The sequence below is a fragment of the uncultured Polaribacter sp. genome, from assembly GCF_947497695.1.
In the GTDB taxonomy this organism is placed as follows: Bacteria; Bacteroidota; Bacteroidia; order Flavobacteriales; family Flavobacteriaceae; genus Polaribacter.
The window spans coordinates 37,722-57,632 of sequence record NZ_CANMHM010000002.1 but is presented as its reverse complement, the minus strand read 5'-3'; the positions used below and the strand labels follow the sequence as shown (position 1 = coordinate 57,632).

The following is a 19,911-nucleotide window of genomic DNA, read 5'->3' as shown; positions in this document are numbered from 1 at the left end:
AAATGATATAACAATGAGAGCTAAACAAAAAATATCTTTTTTTTACATCCTACTATCTCTTTTTGCAATAACAAATTGTAAAAAAGAACAAATCAATCAAAAGCCTAATGTGCTACTTATTTGTGTGGATGATCTTCGTCCAGAATTGAAGAGTTTTGGAGCAGATTATATTAGTTCACCAAACATTGACGATTTATCTGAAAAGAGTATTAGGTTTCAGAAACATTTTGTAAACTCACCAAGTTGTGGTCCATCTCGTTATACCTTATTAACAGGGCAATATGGACCAGCAGGAAATAATGCACTTTTTAGTAGAGCAAATAAAATAAAACAAGGTACTCAAAAAATAGATAAAAGTCTTCCTGAGTGGTTTAAGATTCATGGTTATAAAACAGTTTCGGTTGGAAAAGTATCTCATCATCCAGGAGGTAGAGGAGGAAAAAAATGGAATGATAGCACAAAAGTAGAGATGCCCAATGCTTGGGATAAACATTTGATGCCAGTTGCAGAATGGGAACATCCACGAGGAATGATGCATGGATTAGCTAATGGTGAGATCCGAGTAAAATCAGGTAGTATGGACGTTTTTCAAACCATAGAAGGCGATGACAACATTTATCCAGATGGAGCAATTACAGATGAAGCTGTGAAACAACTAGGAGTCCTTTCCAGTAATAAAGAGAATCCATTTTTTCTTGCTGTTGGAATTATTAAACCACACCTACCTTTTGGTGCACCAAAAAAATATTATGATAGGTATGATGGTGTTGATTTTCCTAAAATAAAACATTCTCAAAAACCGAAAGGAAAAACCACTTGGCATGGGTCTGGTGAATTTATGAAATATAATCATTGGGGTAAAAACCCTAATACAGATGCTGATTTTGCGAATGATGTACGTCGTCATTATGCTGCATGTGTGAGTTATGCAGATGCCCAAGTTGGTAAAATTCTTGCAGCATTAAAAAAAACAGGAGCAGATAAAAACACTATTGTTGTACTTTGGGGAGACCATGGTTGGCATTTAGGAGAACATGCGATTTGGGGAAAACATAGTTTGTTTGAGGAGTCGTTGCACGCACCTTTAATAATTCATTACCCAGGAATGAAACATAAAGGTGCGAATTCAGATGCTATTGTAGAAACAGTCGATATTTTTCCGACTTTGTGTGATTTAGCAGAAATTGAAACTCCTGAGTATGCTCATGGGACGTCTCTAAAAGAACTATTAGTAGATCCGAATGCTACTGGTCACTATGCTATATCCTACAACAATAAAGCTTCAACCATCAGAACTTCAACGCATAGAATGACACTGCATAAAGATGGATTTGTTGAATTATATGATCACACAACAACAGAAAAGGAAACTAAGAATATAGCTGAAGAACACCTAGAATTAGTTAAAGAGCTAAAAGCGAAGTTAAGTACTAGGTTAAAATTAAAATAAATAAAATAATGATAAAAGCAGGATTGTTTGGTATTGGTTTAGATACCTATTGGCCACAGTTTGAAGGCTTATTAGAACGCTTAGAAGGTTATCAACAACAGATTGCAGATAAAATGGAAGGTTTTGGTGCAGAGGTTGTAAATGTTGGCTTGGTAGATTCTCCTGTAGTTGCAAGAGAAAAAGCACAGGTTTTAAAAACAGAAGATGTAGATATCTTATTTTTATACATTTCTACCTATGCCTTGTCATCAACAGTTTTGCCTGTGGTTCAAAAAGTAAAATGCCCTATAGTTATTTTGAATATTCAACCTGTTGCAGCTATCGATTATGAGAGTTTTAATGCTTTGGGAGATCGTGGTAAAATGACTGGAGAATGGTTGGCGCATTGTCAGGCTTGTTCAGTTCCAGAATTTGCGAATGTGTTTAATCGTGCAGGAATAGACTACGAATTTGTTACAGGATATTTAGGCGAACAATTTGTTTGGGATGAAATTCAAGATTGGATTGACGCCACCAAAGTAGCATCCATAATGCAAAATAACCGATTGGGAGTTTTAGGACATTATTATGCAGGTATGTTAGATGTGTATTCTGATTTAACAAAACAATCTTCAGCTTTTGGAACGCATATAGAAATTGTTGAAATGTGTGAGGTAAAAAAGTACAGAGATGCAGTTACAAATGATGAGGTTGGTGAAAAAATAGCTGAATTCCAAAGTACCTTTGAAGTGATTGACACCTGTGAAGAATCAGAATTAATTCGCGCAGCAAAAACATCTATAGCCTTAGATAAATTGGTTGAAAATCACGATTTAGGATCTTTAGCGTATTATTATGAAGGTGAAAACGCTAACGAGTATGAAAATATAGTCACCTCTGTAATTGCTGGGAATACGTTATTGACAGGAAAAAATGTGCCAGTTGCAGGAGAATATGAAGTTAAAAATGCCCAAGCCATGAAAATTATGGATGCCTTTGGAGTAGGTGGTTCGTTTTCGGAGTTTTATGCCATTGATTTTAATGATGATATTGTGATGTTAGGTCACGATGGGCCTGCACATTTTGCCATTGCTGAAGGTAATGTACAATTAGTACCATTGCCAGTATATCATGGAAAACCAGGAAAAGGCTTGTCAATCCAAATGACTGTAAAACACGGCCCAGTAACTTTGTTGTCTGTTGTTGAAGGTAAAGATGATGTGTTTTTATTGGTTGCCGAAGGAGAATCGGTAAAAGGGCCAATATTACAAATAGGAAATACAAATAGTCGATACCGTTTTTCAATAGGAGCAAGAGCTTTTATGAATGAGTGGTCTAAACAAGGGCCATCTCACCATTGTGCTATTGGTGTAGGTCATATTGCTAACAAAATTGATAAATTAGGAAAAATATTAAATCTTAGAGTAGTTAGAATATGTTAAAGATAAAAAGGATGAAAATACTATATAAAACGCTGTTTATAGGGTTAGTTCTGAATTTATTTGTGCCAGGTTTAATTGCCCAAAATACATCCTTAGAACAAAATTTTCAGAATCCACCAGCATCTGCGAAACCACGTACTATGTGGTTTTGGATAAACGGAAACGTTACAAAAGAAGGTATAACAGCCGACTTAGAAGCTATGAAAAAGGTTGGCATTCAGGGTGCTCTGATTTTTAATGTGAATTTAGGAAATCCCAAAGGTTTTGCCGATTATTTAAGTACGGCATGGCTAGATTTATTTCATTTTGCAGCTTCTGAAGCTAAACGGTTAAAACTCGAGTTGAGTTTTCATAATGGTGCTGGTTGGTCGTCAACTGGAGGGCCATCAATCACCCCAGAATATGCGATGCAAGAACTGGTTTTTTCTAAAACCTCACATACCGGAAATAGTACATTTAACGCTAAACTACCTCAGCCTAAAACACACTTAAATTATTATAGAGACATCGCCATTCTTGCTTTTCCTAAACCTAAAAACGACCAGCGTATTGACGAATTAGATACAAAAATACTTTCGCATAAAGTTAGAAACCACCTAACACCTGATAATAAGAATGTTTCTGATTTGGCAATAGTTAAAAAAGCAGAAATTATCGATTTGACAACAAAGCTTTCGAAAGATGGGTTTTTAAAATGGAAAGCACCTAAAGGCGAGTGGATTATTTTACGTATAGGACATACTCCTACGGGAGAAAAAAATCGTTTTCCGAGTGAAGGCGGAGGCGGTTTAGAATGCGATAAAATGAGTAAAAAGGCTGTAGATATTTTTTGGCAAGGAGGCATACAACCGATTATTAAAAAATTAGACACTTTAATAGGTACTGCTGTTACAAGATGTCATATTGATAGCTACGAGGTAGGTACAACAAACTGGACAGCAAATTTTGCAGAAGAATTTGAAACCCTTCGTTCTTACAACTGTAAAGCATACTTGCCCGCTTTAGCCGGTTACTATATAGAAAGTGGCGAAGAAACTGAACGATTTCTATGGGATTTTAGACGTACGATTGGAGATTTAATCGCTAAGAATTATTACGGCTATTTCGGTGAACTTTGCCATAAAAACGGCATGCAATATTCTACAGAACCTTACTGGGGACCATTTGATAGCATGCAAGTTGGTGCAACTGCAGATGTGGTAATGTCTGAATTTTGGAGTGGTAGTTTGGCCTTTTTTGACTCGCCAAAATTTGTTGCTTCGATTGCCAAATTAAATGGGAGCCCTATTGCCGAAGCAGAATCTTTTACGGGTATGGGCGGCTGGAACCAACATCCGGGTACACTAAAAGCTATGGGAGATTTGGCCTGGGCACAAGGTATCAATCGTTTTGTTTTTCATTGTTATGTACATCAACCTTGGAATGTTGGACCTGGATTAACTTTACAGGTTTTTGGAACAGATTTTAACCGTTTAAATACGTGGTGGAATCAGAGTAAACCTTTTGTAAATTATATTAGCAGAGGTCAATTTTTACTACAACAAGGCACCTCGGTAGCCGACGTCTTGGTTTTTACAGGAGAAGCATCTCCAAATGATGCGCTTTTAATGCCAGAAATAAAAGCACTAGGCTATGATTATGATGTGATTGGGTCAAACAAAATACAATTATTAACAGTAAAAGACGGTCTTATTCAAACTTCTGTAGGAGGAAAATACAAAGTTTTGGTATTGCCTTCAATTGAATGGATGACCCCAAAAACACTAACTAAAATTAAAGAATTAGCTAACTTGGGTGCACAAATCATTGGTTCAAAACCAAAAAAATCTCCAAGTCTTGAAAAGTATCCTACTTGTGATGAAAAGGTTGTTGAGTTAGCTGATAATTTATGGAATTCGGGTATTGTTAAAGATAACTCGATTTTAGATGTTCTAAAAAACTGGGTATTGCTTCCAGATTTTTCAATTGAAAACGATACCAATACTGCTATCGATTTTATTCACAGAAAAACTAAAAATAGTGACATCTATTTTGTAGTAAATTCAAAAAAAGAAAGTCGAGAATTAGCCTGTCGTTTTCGAGTATCAGGAAAACAACCTGAGCTTTGGAATGCCGAAACAGGAGAAATTACTAATGCTTCGGTATGGAAAAACAATGGTGATGGTACTACAACAGTATCAATTCCTTTTGAGTCTCAAGGCGCTGTATTTGTTGTGTTTAAAGAACCTATAACTTCAAAAGATCACATTGTAAGTGCAGCCATCACTACTCAAAAACCTAAATCAACTTCTCCTTCTACTCTAAAAATCATAAAAGCTGAATACGGAACATTTTTACCTGATGGCTTGGTTGATGTTACAGAAAAAGTGGCAAAAAGTGTTGTTGATAATAAATTATCGATACATGCAACTCGTAGTCTTTGTTCTGGAGACCCAGCACCTGGTTATAAAAAAGAATTACGTGTTCAATATAAAGTTGGTGAAACGCTACACGAAAAAAATGCCATGGAAAAAGAGTGGTTACACATAGATGCTACCAACAAAGGAAAATTAGTTGTTGTAAAAGCTATCTTCGGAAAATTTGCGAGAGGAATAAATAGCATTCCTTCTAACAAACCTATTTACGATGTTACAGAAAAAGTAAAATCAATCGTAGAATCTGGTACTTATGAAATTTCTGTAAACGATCGTTTTTTAAAAGAAAAAAATGACACTAAGAACTCTTTACGCGTTAGCTATACGATTAATAACGAAAAGAAAAGCATTATTGTTTCTGAAGGAAATATTCTAAAACTGACACAGGAAAGACCTAAATCTAAATTAATTTACGACAACAACGAAGTTGCTTGGGTTACCCCATATACTGGCAAAATAACGTATCGTCGTTCGTCAAAAGGAAAAACGAAAACATTAAAAGTAAAATCGATACCTGAGCCTATTGATCTCTCAAATGATTGGCAAGTAAGTTTTCCTGTTAAAAATAAAGATTCTTTACGCAAAACATTTAATAAATTGATTTCTTGGTCAGATGCTTTAGAAAAAGATATTCGTTATTTTTCGGGAACAGCTAGCTATAAAAAAGAGTTTCAAATCTCTACAAAACTTATAAAATCGTGTTATTCTTTAGAATTAGATTTAAGTAATGTTAAGGTAATTGCTGAAGTGATTCTTAATGGAAAAAACCTTGGAATATTATGGAAAACCCCATACAGCATCAATCTTGATGATGCAATCTTAAAGGGCACCAACACACTTGAAGTAAAAATTACTAACCTTTGGCCAAATAGATTAATTGGCGACGAGCAGATGGAGCTAGATTATGAGCGCAGAGGACCACATATAAAAGATTGGCCCAAGTGGCTTTTAAACAATAGCAATAGACCAACAGAACGTGTAACTTTAGCTGCATTTAAACATTACAATAAAAACTCAGAACTTTTACCCTCTGGTTTAATAGGTCCGGTTAGAATTATTGTTTCAAAAGTCAAGAAGTTATAGAAAATTAAAACAAAGTCTATTGAAGTTGATTTATATTTTAAATTAGCTCATAAATTAAAACACAATGCGAAAAATACCTTTGTACATATTAGTATTAATTAGTGTAGCATGTGCTACAAAAAAAGAGAATGTAATACCAAACATAATCATTATAAATGTTGATGATATGGGCTGGAAAGATGTTGGTTTTATGGGAAGCCAATATTACGAAACACCTAATATAGATTACCTATCTAGTTTAGGAATGGTATTTACAAATGGCTACGCATCTGCTTCCAACTGTGCGCCTAGTAGAGCTAATTTAATGACAGGGCAATGGGCATCACGCCATGGGGTTTATACCGTGAGTCCGTCAACTAGAGGTAAATCTGAAGACAGAAAAATAATCCCTATTAAAAACACTCATACTTTGTCACCAGAACATCATATTTTACCAGAGGTGTTGCACGAAAATGGCTATATAACCTGTCATGCAGGAAAGTGGCATTTAAGTGATAATCCTCTAGAATATGGATTTGATGTAAATATTGCTGGAGGACACAATGGTCTACCCAGAAGTTATTATCCACCCTATAAAAATGTAAAGATAGAAAAAGGCAATAGCCAATATTTGACTGATTTGGTCATGGAAAATGCTTTAAAGTTTGTAGATACAGTTCAAAAACCATTTTATTTGAACTATTCGCCTTATGCTGTACATGTACCTATAATGGCAGTAGATAGTATTGTACCTAAATATGAAAAAAAATCACCATGGCAAGGTCAAGGTAATGCAGAATATGCATCAATGGTAGATAATTTGGATAGAAATATTGGGTTACTTATCAATAAATTAAAGGAAAGAAAACTTTTTGAAAACACACTTATTGTGTTTACTTCAGACAATGGTGGTTTATATGGAATTACGAAACAAAAACCATTAAGAGCAGGAAAAGGAAGCTATTATGAAGGTGGTATTAGAGAACCATTTTTCTTTTTTTTAAATGATAAAATTAAGCCAAATACTAAAAGCAATGTACCGATAACAAATTTAGATATATTTCCAACAATTTTAAATTATGCAGGAGTAAAAAAGGCAAGTCTAGCTTTAGATGGAAAAAACTTGTCTTCTATATTAGAAGGAAAAGAGGAAACGTTGGAACGCCCTTTGTTTTGGCATTTCCCTATTTATTTACAAGCCTATAATGTAAATGATAACGAAAACAGGGATCCTTTATTTAGAACTCGCCCTGGTTCTGTAGTTAGAAAAGGAAATTGGAAACTTCATTATTATTTTGAAGATAACGAGATGGAATTGTATAATTTATCTGAAGATATTGGAGAAAAAAATAATCTTGCAGGTATAAATCTAGCAAAGAAAGAAGAGTTATTTAACATATTGCAAAAATGGTGGAAGGATACGAATGCACCAATACCTAAAACTAAAAACTTTGAATACATAAGTCATGCTAATGATTGATTGAATTACAATCAAACTATTGAGTGTATTAAGAGTTTGGGTATTATAAAATACTTTTTTATAGTAGACTTACTTTATTTCTAATTAGAATAAAGCAAGTCTTTTTTTATTGCACAAAATGGCTGTTTAATAGCAAGAAAGGGTTGCTTAGACCTTGTTTTATATAGCTAATTTTGCAAAACAGGTATTTATACAATTACCATTATTATAAAAATAAAAAGAATAATATAATGAACGCATTTAGCTTAGAAGGAAAAAAAGCATTAGTAACAGGAGGAGGAAGTGGCATTGGATTTGGTATTGCTAAAACATTTGTTGAAGCTGGTGCAGAGGTTTTAATAGTTGGCAGAAATGAGGAAAAACTTATCGATGCTAAAAACAAGTTAGGTAAACAATGTAAATATCTGTCTTTTGATGTTTCTAATCTAGAGGAGATACCTGCTTTTGTCCAAAAAATTGAAAACGATTGGGGAGCGCTGGATGTATTGGTAAATTGTGCTGGGACACATTTAAAAAAGAATGCGGTTGATACTACCGATAGAGAATTTGTTGAGGTGCTTAATGTACATTTAATGAGTGTTTTTGCTCTTACTAGAGAGTTTGCAAAAGAAATGATTAAAAGAAAAAAAGGATCAATAATATTAATAAGTTCAATGACTGCAGTTATGGGAATGAAGCAAGTTGTTGCATATTCTACTGCAAAGACAGCTGTTGTAGGTCTAATGCGCAGTATGGTGTCTGAACTTGCTATTGATAATGTAAGAGTGAATACTATAGCACCAGGATGGATAGAAACACCAATGCTTCATAAAGCTATAGATCACGATTTGCCTAGGAAGACTAAAATCATAGGAAGAATTCCTACAGGAGATTTTGGACAGCCAGAAGATATTGGTTATGCAGCTTTATATTTGGCCTCTGATGCAGCTAAATATGTTAACGGAGTTTTTCTTCCAGTTGATGGAGGTGCAGCAGGAGGATTTTAAAATAAGTTTAGAAAAGTATTTAATATATAATGAAGACTAGTATTAGGTTACATAACGATGATAATATTGTAATAGCATTAAAAGACTTTGAAAAAGGGAGTTGTTTAGAGCTTAATACAGGAAAAATTATATTACAAGAATCTATTAAATTTGGTCATAAAATTGCCATAGTTCCAATTTCTAGACACAGTAAAATTCTTAAATATGGATTGTCTATAGGAAGCGCTACTAAAGATATATGTGCTGGAGCGCATGTGCACAGTCATAATTTAAAAACAGACTATGTTGCTAGTCAACAAAAATAAAGTAATAACTATTTATTATTGAACCAACGTAACATGAAAGGCTATCTAAGAAAAGACGGGAGAAAAGGGATTCGTAATATTATTGTAGTGGCCTATTTGGTAGAATGTGCACACCATGTCGCAAGACAAATAGTTAGTAGTTTTGCAGGTCAAGATGTTCATTTAATTGGTTTTAGTGGTTGTGCACCAAATGATTATGCCTATAAAATGATGCAAAACCTATGCACACATTCTAATGTAGGTGCAGTGCTTTTGGTTTCATTAGGTTGTGAAAATTTTAAAAGGAATCAATTAGCAAAATACATTGCTAAAAGTGGTAGACCTGTAAAAAAATTAGTGATTCAAGAAAATGGCGGAACGTTAAGTTCTGTGGAAAAAGGAAAAACTATTTTAAAAACATTTACAACAGAACTAAAGAAAGTAAAGCGTGTAGATTTTGATATGTCTAATCTTGTCGTCGGAACAATCTGTGGTGGTTCTGATGCTACCAGTGGTTTTACAGCAAACCCTTCCATTGGAAAAGCATTTGACCAACTCGTTGCTAAAGGTGCTATCTGTATGTTTGAAGAGCCAGGTGAATTAATTGGATGTGAACATTTAATTGCAGAAAGAGCAGAAAATGAAGCTTTAGGAAAAGAGCTTGTGACATGTATTAAAAAGGCTGATAACTACTACAAAGCCATGGGACATGATAGTTTTTCTGAAGGGAATGCAGTTGGAGGCTTAACTACTATAGAAGAAAAATCATTAGGTGCATACTCAAAAAGTGGAAGTTTGCCTATTAAAGCTTTAATTAGACCAGGAGAAATACCTACAGATTCTGGATTATATTTTATGGATGTTGTTCCAGATGGACCACCATTATGGGGATTTCCGAATATTAATGATAACGCAGAAATTGTAGAAATGATAGCTAGTGGATGTCATATTATTTTGTTTTCAACAGGAAGAGGTTCTGTGGTTGGTTCTGCAATATCTCCTGTTATTAAAGTTTGTGGAAACCCGAAAACCTATGAAAATCTTTCTGGAGATATGGATATTAATGCAGGAAAAATAATTACAGAAGGTGCATCTCTTGATGCGCTTGGAGATGAAATAGTAGCACTTACTAAAGCAGTGATTGATGGCAAAAAAACAAAGTCAGAACAATTAGGTCATCAAGAATTTAGCTTAGGGTATAAATATTTTCAATATGGTAAAAAAAACTGTGATTTTTAAGAGATTTAATATCACATATTATTTTTTCTCCATCTTACAGGAGTAGTCCCTTCTATTGCAGAAAACCATCTGCTTATATGACTTACGTCCTCAAAACCGAGTTGAAATGCAATTTCTTTTACAGATAGTTTTTGATTGGTTAACAACACTTTAAATTTTTTGATTTTTTGAAACTGAATGTCCTCTAAAATTGTCCTGTTAGTTGTTTTTTTAAAACGAGTGTATAAATTTCTTCTGCTAATATTTGTTGAGTTTACAACATCATTTACTGTTATATTTACTTGTGTATTGTTTCTAATAAAATGCAGTGCTTTAATAACTTCTTTATCATTGCTAGCAATGGTGTCAGTAGAACTACGTTCAATAACATTAATTGGCTCAGTAGGGATAATATGATTTTCAGGGTTGATACCTAGCATCATTTTGTTTAAAATTTCGCATGCATTAAACGCTGCTACTGTATGATTTCTAGCAATACTTGATAATTTTGGGTGAACCACACTGCATAATAATTCATCATTATCAACACCTAAGATCGCAATTTCATAAGGTATTTTCAATTTTGCCATTGAACAGGCATTAATTAGTATGATGCCTAAATCATCATTACAACAAAAAATACCAATGGGTTTTGGCAATGACTTTAACCAAGAAATAATTTCCTTTAAGTCATGACTTATAGATCTTTTCTTCTTGGGTGTGTAATTATGAACTTTAATATTTTTTGAAAACGCGTTTTTTTGTAAACTTTCAAGTCTTCCATCCGACCATATCACTTTATGAATACCAAAAAAAGCTAAATTTTTAAATCCTTTTGATAAAAAATATTCAAAAGCCATTTTGCCATCAGCGTCATAATTCCCTTTTAGACAAGGAATTTGATGTGTTGAATTTAAAGAGCTTGTTTGTATCAGTGGAATATTTAAATCAATAACTTTTTTTGCATTTTCATAGTTTTCAATTATGCACCCATCTGGTTTTATTTCAGAAATAAGATGAATAAAGTTACTATTATTTGATGTTTTTAGGTAATAAGAAGGTTCAAATATGATTTCCCATTCAGAAAATCGATTATTATAATTATAGATTCCTTTAAGTATATCTCTTCCATATCCACGACCTGATTCTAATTGAATAAAAACTTTTTTCATCTAGTTTTAATAAAATTAGAAACAAAAATAGGTTTAAAGTTGCACATAATGGCGATAAAATATATTAAATAGGTTCTATTAAAACTATTGTATAGATTAATATTGTATTTTAATTAATAAAAAAACTTAAATAGAATAAGTAAATAAAGGATATGGATAAAAATATATCATTTAAACTAGTGTTGTTTTCAGTTATAATTTTACTTTCATTAAATATAAATGCACAACGCAAAGTATATCTTTCAGGAAAAGATGCAGCTACTGCTGTTAATTGGGATTTTAAAATAGATAAAGGACGAAATAGTGGTTTTTGGACTACTATTCCTGTGCCATCAAATTGGGAGATGGAAGGTTTTGGGTATTACCTATATGGTATGGACAAGGTGGAAGATCGTTTGTCTGGAATTGCAGATTATCGTCATACTTTTGATTTTAAGAAAGTATCAAATAAAAGATATTTTATCACTTTTCAAGGTTCTATGACCGATACAAAGGTAAAATTAAATGGAAAAGAAGTTGGTTTTCATCAAGGTGGGCATACCGAATTTAAATTTGAAATTACCAATCAATTACAAAACGGAAGTAATTTATTGGAAGTGAATGTAAATCACGATTCTAGTAATGCATCTATAAATGCAGCTGAACGTTTTGCAGATTATTGGTTGTTTAGCGGAATTTTTCGACCAGTTTTTATCCAAGAAGTGTCTAAGCAATTTATAGAACGTGTGGCTATAGACGCTCAAATGTCAGGAGCATTTAATATGCAAGTTTTTACAAATGATGCTAATAAAAATCAAAGTATAAAATTACAGCTATATGATGCCAAACAAAATAAAATTGGTAAATCATTTAAAACAAAAGTAGGTTCTGGAGAATTTACACTGTTAACTTCTCAATTTAATAATATTGAATTATGGTCGCATGAATTCCCAAATTTGTATTCTGTTAAAATTGAATTAATAGGAAAAAATAGAGTCTTACATACCTATAAACAAAGGTTCGGATTTAGAACTTTTGAAGTTCGTGACCATGATGGATTTTATTTAAATGGAAAGCGTATTTTGTTAAAAGGTGCAAGTATGCATAGTTTTCGCCCTGAAACAGGAAGAACACTTTCTAAAACAGATATGGAAGAAAACCTAGAAATTATGAAGAATATGAATTTTAACTTTGTTCGTTCTTCTTGCTATCCTGCCGATTCTTATTTTTATGATTTATGTGATTCAAAAGGATTGTTAGTTTTAAGTGAATTATCTGGTTGGTGGCGACCATTAGATAAAGAAGTTGGTCCCAAAATATTAAAAGAATTAGTAGTGCGTGATGTCAATCATCCATCAATCATATTATGGGGAAATGGAAATCATATTGCGCATACACCAGAGTTTGACCCTTTATTTGCCAAATGGGACATTCAAAAGAGAAGACCTCTAAAAAATGAAGCCAAATCAAACGATATTTTCGCAAATTATAGTCCAGATTGGGATATTGTAAACACCACTTATTATCCAGATTATGCTACTGCCAAGAAAAATTTGTTTGAAAAGAATCATATATACTTACCAAATGAAGTATTGCATGCACTTTATGATGGTGGAGGTGCTGCCAATTTAAAAACCTATTGGGATATGTTTGAAAAATCGAAAGTTGGAGGTGGTATGACCATTTGGGCTTTGTTTGATGAAGGAATGATGCGAAATGATATGGGCTATACAGTAGATAATCAAGGTAACAAAGCACCAGATGGTATAGTGGGACCAAGTGGTGAGAAAAAAGGAAGCTCTGATGCAGTAAGAGAAATTTGGTCACCTGTTGTTATTTCAAATAATAAAATAGATGAAGATTTTAAAGGGAGTTTGAATATCCATAATAAGTTCTCTTTTGTAAACTTGAACCAATGTGAAATTAATTGGAAATTGGTGGATTTTGCAAATCCAGATGCATCCTCAAATAGCCATCGAACTGTTGCTTCAGGTTTAGTAACTGTAGAAAATATCAAAGCAGGTGAGAAAGGAAAATTGATTGTTGATTTACCAAAATCATATATTAAAAACGATGCACTTTTTATTGAAGTTTATGATAATCAAGGTCGATTAGTGTATGATAAACGATTACCCATTACTGAACCAAAAAACACGTTTAGAGCATCGTCAAAAATTCCTTTTACTCAAGATTCAACGGATAGTTTTAAATTTATACGAGGAAAAATAACACTACATTTTGATGGAAATAGTGGCATACTAACTTCCGTTTTAGATAAAGGGAAAGTAACCAGTTTGGCTAATTTTCCGTTTTTAACTTTTAAAGCAGATGATGAGAAACTTTCAAATCAAACTACAAAAACAGCAAAAGCCATTGTAAGTAAAAAAGGAGATATTTTCAGTATAGAATCTAAAAACACCAAAGGATTTGATTATATAAAATGGCTTTTAAAACCAAACGGAGAAATTACTTTAGACTATGCTTATACGCTAAAATCAGGTAAATATCATTACTCAGGTATAGGTATTGAAGTTGCCACCAAAGATGTAAAAAGAAAAAGATGGTTAGGTGAAGGACCTTGGAGAATTTATAATAACCGAACTGAAGGAGGTCTTCTAGACGTTTATGCTATAGATAAAAAAATAAATAAACCAGGTCAGATTTATAATGGTCCAGAGTTTGAAGGCTTTTTTGCTCCTTGGAATTGGGCTGTATTCTATTTAGATAATCATTTAAATGTAGGTTTTAAAAACAATACAGATGTTACTTTAGGTGTACTTAACCCAATTAATGGGTTTAATCCTAAAAAAGCAACATGGCATTATCCAAAGCAAGAAGGCTTTTTCTTTTTCGATGTGATATCTGCTGTGGGTTCTAAATGGAAGCCAGCTAAAGTATTTGGTCCAGATGCACAACCTGTCCTTATCGATAAACAAGTTACAGGTACAGTTTCTATGTTTTTGAATTGGAATAAAAATGTAAAAAAGCTAAAGCGTGTAAATTTAGAGGTTGAATAAGTATATGTTAAATGAAAAAAGTAATTGTTTGTTTTCTTTTCCATCTATGTGTTGTTTTCTCACTTTCTAGTCAATGTACTATTTGGAAAAGACATACAATTGATGCAACTTTTAGTGGTGCAGATGGGGTTAGAATTGCTGATGTAAATAACGATGGTTTATCCGATATTACTACTGGTTGGGAAGAAGGAGGTTATACTAAAGTTTATATACATCCTGGTTTCAACTTAGTTCGTCAAAAATGGCCTTCAGTTATTGTTGGCAAAACACCAAATGTTGAAGATGCAGTCTTTGTAGATTTAGATAATGATGGTGCTATGGATGTGGTAAGTAGCACAGAAGGAAATAATAAAAAAATATACATTAATTGGGCCCCTTCTAATCCTAATGAATACCTCAAAGCTGAAAAATGGAAATCTCAAGTGCTCACAATTTCAAGGCTTAACAAACAATGGATGTACTGTGTTCCTATGCAAGTTGATGGGAAAAATGGAATTGATTTAGTAGTTGCATCTAAAAATAAGAACGCAAAAATAGGGTGGTTTCAATCCCCCAAAAATGCAAGAGAGCTATCAAAATGGAAATGGTTTTCAATAAGTTCTGCAACTTGGGTGATGTCAATGTTTACTAGTGATATGGATAATGATGGTGATTTAGATATAGTTGTTTCTGACCGTAAATCTGGGACAACTCAAGGTGTTCGTTGGTTAGAAAACCCTGGAAAACTTAGGAAGCAAAAAAAAGAATGGAAGAATCATTTTATTGGATGCCAAGGTTTAGAGGTAATGTTTATGGATTTGAAAGATTTGGATGGGGATGGTTTAGAGGATGTGATTGTAACAGAAGCTACTACTCGAAAAATTTGGTTCTTAAAACGTTTGGATAAAAGCGGATTACGTTGGAAAAGTTTTCCAATTGCAATTCCTGAATTTGCAAGCAAACCAAAGTCAGTTGTTGTTGGAGATATTGATGATGATGGAAAACCAGACCTTGTTCATTCATTTGAAAAAGCAAAAGGCGAAAAGGAAGGAATTTATTGGTTGTCGTATAAAAATATACCAATAGATTCTGATTGGCAATGGCATACAATTAGTGGACCATTAGGCATAAAATATGATAAGATTGAATTGGTAGATTTAGATGGTGATGGTGATCTGGATGTGCTTACTTGTGAGGAGAATTATGGTATAGACAGCAAAGGTTTAGGAGTAATTTGGTACAAAAACCCTATAAAATAAAAAATAATCAGGAAAGCATATTAGTATTTTTAATTGAGGTTTCATAAGGTTTTAGTTTTTTTATTGAAATATTGAATGTTTTTTAAAAAATAAAATCGTTGGAAATTAGAGTTATTCATTTTACAGTAAGAGTTTATGATTAAATACTCAGATACTACAGGATAATATTTATTGATACTTATTTTAGTTTTAGATTTTTATTAAACTATAAAAGATAAAATTATGCAAGCAATTTTAGGCGTATTATTTCACTCATTAGGAGGTGTAGCTGCAGGTAGTTTTTATATGCCATACAACAAAGTAAAAGGATGGTCATGGGAAACCTATTGGATGGTAGGAGGTGTAATGTCTTGGTTAATTGTGCCCCCAATTGCTGCTTATTTGACAGTGCCTGGTTTTGTAGATATTATAGCAAATAGTTCCTCTGCAATTTTAGGTTTTACCTTTTTAATGGGCTTACTTTGGGGCGTTGGAGGTTTGTCTTATGGTTTAGGAGTTCGTTATTTGGGGATGTCTTTGGGCAACTCTGTTGTCTTAGGTTTTTGTGCTGCTTTTGGCGCAATTGTACCTTCCATTTACTACAATTTTAATCCAGAAGAAGGTAAAACTTCTTTTACAGATATGATTTCTAATTCAGGTGGACAACTTGTACTATTTGGAGTTTTTGTGTGTCTTTTAGGAATTGCTATTTGTGGTAGAGCAGGAATGTTGAAAGAAAAAGAATTGTCAGAAGAAGAAAAAAAGAAATCTGTTTCTGAATTCAATTTGATAAAGGGATTAATAGTGGCAGTAATTTCAGGAATATTAAGTTCTTTCTTTAGTTTTGGTATTGAAGGAGGAAAACCGCTTGCAGATGCTGCTGTGGCAGCAGGATACGACCATTTATTTGCCAATAACGTCACTTTTGTGGTGATTCTTTGGGGAGGTTTAGCTACCAATTTGGTTTGGACAACGGTATTGAGTATCAAAAATAAATCATATAAAGACTTCACAAATACAAATACTCCTATAAGTAAAAACTTATTGTTTTCAGCTTTAGCAGGAACCATCTGGTTTTTACAATTCTTCTTTTATGGTATGGGAGAAAGTAAATTAGGCAATGGCGCAAGTTCATGGATTTTACACATGTCTACCATTATTTTAACAGCAAACCTTTGGGGTGTATACCGTAAGGAATGGCATGGTGTTGCTAAAAAAACTAAATGGACAATAACATCAGGAATTATAGTGATTATATCATCTGTTGTTTTGGTAGGAATAGGAAATTCTATATAGAAGTTAAACCTGATACTACAGGATAATAAAAAGCAAAATAAAAAATAATTTTAAAAATAATTTTATTTAAATAATTTATGGATACTTCAAATTGGGTACTACAATTTTTAGGACGCTTACATCCACTATTGGTACACTTTCCAATAGGTCTTTTGGTAGTTGCATTATTATTAGAGATATTAACTATAGGAGGTAAACGAAAAGGACTTAGAGAAGGTATTAATTGGATGATTTATATAGGTACAGGATTTGCAGTATTTTCAGCACTCTTTGGTTGGTTCTTAAAAACTCAAGAAGCGTATACTGGCGATTTAGTAGATAATCATCAATACACAGGTATAGCAACAGCAGTATTAGCAATAGTTACAGCCATAATTTTAAAAAATAGTCTAAAAAAAACCATTGTAAATTTAAAAGCATATCGGTTTATGCTCTTTGCAACAGTAGTTTTACTTATCATAGCAGGACATTTAGGTGCCAACCTAACTCATGGCGAAGATTATTTAACATCCGTTTTTCCGGGTAGTAAAGAGGGATATAGCAATAAAGAATCGGGAGCATTACTATCTGAACTTAAAGGAGCAGATTCTTTATCAGAATTACAAAAAGATAAATTAAACTTAGAAGTAAGGGGTCTTTTTGCTCATAAATGTTACCAATGTCATAGTGAAAACAAGCAAAAAGGCGAGTTAGTGCTTGAAACTAAACGAGGTGTTTTTAAAGGAGGCAAAAGTGGACTGGCAGTTGTACCAGGTAAGCCTGAAGAAAGTGAAATTTACAAGCGTATTATACTTCCGGCTAATGATAAAAAGGTAATGCCTACAAAAGGTAAACTATTAACTACAGATGAGATAGCGCTTGTAAAACTATGGGTTAAAGAAGGCGCACATTGGTCTGATAAAGCGGTGAAAGTTTTTCCAGAAGCAGCATTAGCCCTAGTGAAGCCAGAATTGCCAAAGGTTGAAGACATTACACATCCTATAGATAAATTAATAGCTATTTATTTTGATAAAAATAACCTGGATTGGCAAGAAGTTATTAACGATAGAGTTTTTATAAGACGTGCCTACATGGATGCTGTTGGGTTATTACCAGAACCAAGCGTAGTTAAAAATTTTATAAATGATAATAATCCAAACAAAAGAGAAGCGTTAGTTGATGATTTACTAAATGATAATCAAAATTACACGCAACATTGGTTGAGTTTTTGGAATGATTTGCTACGAAATGATTACTACAGCGTAGGTGGAAAAAAACAGATTACACATTGGCTGTATAATTCGCTAATGAAAAATAAATCTTATGACCAAATAGTAACTGAATTGGTAAATCCCGTAAGAGGTTCAGAAGGTTTTATAAAGGGTGTGAAATGGCGGGGTGTTGTTAATGCTAGTCAAAGAACCGAGATGCAAGCAGCTCAAAACATTGGGCAATCTTTAATGGGTGTTAATGTAAAATGTGCGTCGTGCCATAACAGTTTTATTAGTAATTTAACCTTAGATCAAGCTTATGGATTTGCAACTATATTTTCTGATTCCATATTGGAATTGAATCGCTGTGATAAGCCCATAGGTAAAATGGCGAAACCTAATTTTTTATATCCAGAATTAGGGAGTGTTGAGGGAGAAACCGTTAAGGATAGATTGTTAAAGCTATCGGAAGTGATGGTGCAGAGAGATAATGGGAGACTCTACCGAACCATTGCGAATAGGTTTTGGGATCGATTAATGGGGCGTGGTATTGTCGAACCTTTAGATGAAATGGATAATGCGCCATGGAACGCATTGGTATTAGATTGGTTATCAGCAGATTTTATAGATTCTGGTTCAAATTTAAAGCATTTAATTAAGAGCATCATGACATCTAAAGTTTATCAATTGCCTATGGTCAATTATAAAAAAGAGGAAAACTTAAAAGCAAAGTATGTCTTTAAAGGTCCTGTAACGCGTCGATTAAGTGCTGAACAATTTTCGGATGCTGTAAGTCAAATTATTGCGCCTTTATACCCGCAAGTGGCATTTAATCCTAACGGAGATGATATTAAAGCTATACGTATATGGCACCTAGAAGAAGAGTTGGGAAGAGTAGTGCTACCTGAACCTGGTAAAAGGTATTTTAGAAAATCGTTTAATGTTTCAAAAGAAATTATTAAAAAAGGAGAGGTTTTAATTTCGGTTGATAATTCTTATGTACTTTATCTTAATGGAAAAAAGATATTACAAAATAAAAATTGGAAAGTCGTTGATAAAATAGATGTAACAAGGTATCTAAAATCGGGTAAAAATACTATAGCAATCATAGGCGAAAATAATGGTGCCATTGCAAACCCTGCTGGTATACTATTTGCTTTAAAGTTAAACTATGAAAATGGAAAAAGTATACTTTTAAAATCCGATAAATCTTGGGTGAGTTCCCGTGAATTACCAGAAGGCGATTGGGTTGCGGTTGCGTATGATGATAGTTCATGGAAAAAAGTTAGGAATTATAGTACCGGAAATTTTAAGAATTGGGGGCAACTACTTGATTTTACGTTTAAACCACACAGCGAAAAATTTGCACGTGCTAGTTTGGTAAAACAACATCCGTTTATGAAAGCTTTAGGAAGGCCTAGTAGAGAAATTGTAACCACATCAAGAGAAGACCAAGCGACCTTATTGCAAGCTTTAGAACTCACAAACGGTGAATTTTTTAATGGAATCTTAGAAGAAGGAGCACAATCGTGGTTAAAAAATTATGGAGAGGATAGTCGTGTTATTGTAAAAAATTTATATCAAAAAGCATTTAATAGAGAACCGTCAAGTGAAGAAAAAACAATGATGCTGAATGTTTTAGGAAAGAACCCAAAACAAGAACAATTACAAGATGTATTTTGGGCTGTTTTAATGTCGCCAGAATTTCAGTTTATTAACTAAAAA

Annotated in this window: 12 protein-coding genes; 11 read left to right on the top strand and 1 reads right to left on the bottom strand. The window is 33.3% G+C overall.

Features of this window, described 5'->3' with window-relative positions:
- Positions 1-13 precede the first annotated feature (13 nt).
- The 7 genes from Q0731_RS02730 (at position 14) to Q0731_RS02700 (ending at position 10,336) form a co-directional block, all read left to right on the top strand.
- Entirely contained in the window at positions 14-1,450 is a 1,437-nt protein-coding gene (locus Q0731_RS02730; RefSeq protein ID WP_299059518.1) for a sulfatase, read from the top strand.
- 8 nt (positions 1,451-1,458) lie between these two features.
- Positions 1,459-2,871 carry an L-fucose/L-arabinose isomerase family protein gene (locus Q0731_RS02725; protein ID WP_299059516.1) on the top strand — a complete coding sequence of 471 codons (1,413 nt, stop codon included), beginning with the start codon at positions 1,459-1,461 and terminating at the stop codon, positions 2,869-2,871.
- An 11-nt stretch (positions 2,872-2,882) separates the two neighbouring features.
- The gene (locus tag Q0731_RS02720; protein WP_299059514.1) at positions 2,883-6,368 is read left to right on the top strand and encodes a glycosyl hydrolase; all 3,486 of its coding nucleotides are present in this window, start codon (positions 2,883-2,885) and stop codon (positions 6,366-6,368) included.
- 64 nt (positions 6,369-6,432) lie between these two features.
- Positions 6,433-7,827 carry a sulfatase gene (locus Q0731_RS02715; RefSeq protein ID WP_299059512.1) on the top strand — a complete coding sequence of 465 codons (1,395 nt, stop codon included), beginning with the start codon at positions 6,433-6,435 and terminating at the stop codon, positions 7,825-7,827.
- Between the two features lie 230 nt (positions 7,828-8,057).
- A complete protein-coding gene (locus Q0731_RS02710) occupies positions 8,058-8,813 on the top strand; it encodes an SDR family oxidoreductase (RefSeq protein WP_299059509.1) in 756 nt (251 codons plus the stop codon).
- A gap of 29 nt (positions 8,814-8,842) precedes the next feature.
- Positions 8,843-9,118 (top strand): UxaA family hydrolase, encoded by a 276-nt coding sequence (locus tag Q0731_RS02705; protein WP_299059506.1) that lies wholly within the window; start codon positions 8,843-8,845, stop codon positions 9,116-9,118.
- A 33-nt stretch (positions 9,119-9,151) separates the two neighbouring features.
- Positions 9,152-10,336: a UxaA family hydrolase gene (locus tag Q0731_RS02700; RefSeq protein WP_299059503.1), complete on the top strand. Its 1,185-nt coding sequence runs from the start codon at positions 9,152-9,154 to the stop codon at positions 10,334-10,336.
- Between the two features lie 11 nt (positions 10,337-10,347).
- Here the strand turns inward: Q0731_RS02700 and Q0731_RS02695 are convergent, their stop codons facing one another.
- Positions 10,348-11,487 (bottom strand): DNA-binding transcriptional regulator, encoded by a 1,140-nt coding sequence (locus Q0731_RS02695; RefSeq protein WP_299059501.1) that lies wholly within the window; start codon positions 11,485-11,487, stop codon positions 10,348-10,350.
- A 152-nt stretch (positions 11,488-11,639) separates the two neighbouring features.
- Here Q0731_RS02695 and Q0731_RS02690 point away from each other — a divergent pair, with 152 nt between their 5' ends.
- The 4 genes from Q0731_RS02690 to Q0731_RS02675 all read left to right on the top strand — a co-directional run bounded on the left by Q0731_RS02690 (position 11,640) and on the right by Q0731_RS02675 (position 19,908).
- Positions 11,640-14,483 (top strand): glycoside hydrolase family 2 TIM barrel-domain containing protein, encoded by a 2,844-nt coding sequence (locus tag Q0731_RS02690; protein ID WP_299059499.1) that lies wholly within the window; start codon positions 11,640-11,642, stop codon positions 14,481-14,483.
- Positions 14,484-14,494: 11 nt separating this feature from the next.
- Positions 14,495-15,721, top strand: a complete 1,227-nt coding sequence (locus tag Q0731_RS02685) for a VCBS repeat-containing protein (RefSeq protein ID WP_299059497.1) — start codon at positions 14,495-14,497, stop codon at positions 15,719-15,721.
- A gap of 222 nt (positions 15,722-15,943) precedes the next feature.
- On the top strand, positions 15,944-16,996 hold the full coding sequence (rhaT, locus tag Q0731_RS02680) for an L-rhamnose/proton symporter RhaT (RefSeq protein ID WP_299059496.1): 1,053 nt from the start codon (positions 15,944-15,946) through the stop codon (positions 16,994-16,996).
- A gap of 77 nt (positions 16,997-17,073) precedes the next feature.
- Positions 17,074-19,908 (top strand): DUF1549 domain-containing protein, encoded by a 2,835-nt coding sequence (locus Q0731_RS02675; RefSeq protein WP_299059493.1) that lies wholly within the window; start codon positions 17,074-17,076, stop codon positions 19,906-19,908.
- The last annotated feature ends 3 nt before the right edge of the window (positions 19,909-19,911 follow it).

What these genes read in the sequence shown, in the direction of transcription:
- Q0731_RS02730 (WP_299059518.1), top strand. Translation starts at nt 14, where the DNA reads ATGAGAGCTAAACAAAAAATATCTTTTTTTTACATCCTACTATCTCTT.
- Q0731_RS02725 (WP_299059516.1), top strand. Translation starts at nt 1,459, where the DNA reads ATGATAAAAGCAGGATTGTTTGGTATTGGTTTAGATACCTATTGGCCA.
- Q0731_RS02720 (WP_299059514.1), top strand. Translation starts at nt 2,883, where the DNA reads ATGAAAATACTATATAAAACGCTGTTTATAGGGTTAGTTCTGAATTTA.
- Q0731_RS02715 (WP_299059512.1), top strand. Translation starts at nt 6,433, where the DNA reads ATGCGAAAAATACCTTTGTACATATTAGTATTAATTAGTGTAGCATGT.
- Q0731_RS02710 (WP_299059509.1), top strand. Translation starts at nt 8,058, where the DNA reads ATGAACGCATTTAGCTTAGAAGGAAAAAAAGCATTAGTAACAGGAGGA.
- Q0731_RS02705 (WP_299059506.1), top strand. Translation starts at nt 8,843, where the DNA reads ATGAAGACTAGTATTAGGTTACATAACGATGATAATATTGTAATAGCA.
- Q0731_RS02700 (WP_299059503.1), top strand. Translation starts at nt 9,152, where the DNA reads ATGAAAGGCTATCTAAGAAAAGACGGGAGAAAAGGGATTCGTAATATT.
- Q0731_RS02695 (WP_299059501.1), bottom strand. Translation starts at nt 11,487, where the DNA reads ATGAAAAAAGTTTTTATTCAATTAGAATCAGGTCGTGGATATGGAAGA.
- Q0731_RS02690 (WP_299059499.1), top strand. Translation starts at nt 11,640, where the DNA reads ATGGATAAAAATATATCATTTAAACTAGTGTTGTTTTCAGTTATAATT.
- Q0731_RS02685 (WP_299059497.1), top strand. Translation starts at nt 14,495, where the DNA reads ATGAAAAAAGTAATTGTTTGTTTTCTTTTCCATCTATGTGTTGTTTTC.
- rhaT (WP_299059496.1), top strand. Translation starts at nt 15,944, where the DNA reads ATGCAAGCAATTTTAGGCGTATTATTTCACTCATTAGGAGGTGTAGCT.
- Q0731_RS02675 (WP_299059493.1), top strand. Translation starts at nt 17,074, where the DNA reads ATGGATACTTCAAATTGGGTACTACAATTTTTAGGACGCTTACATCCA.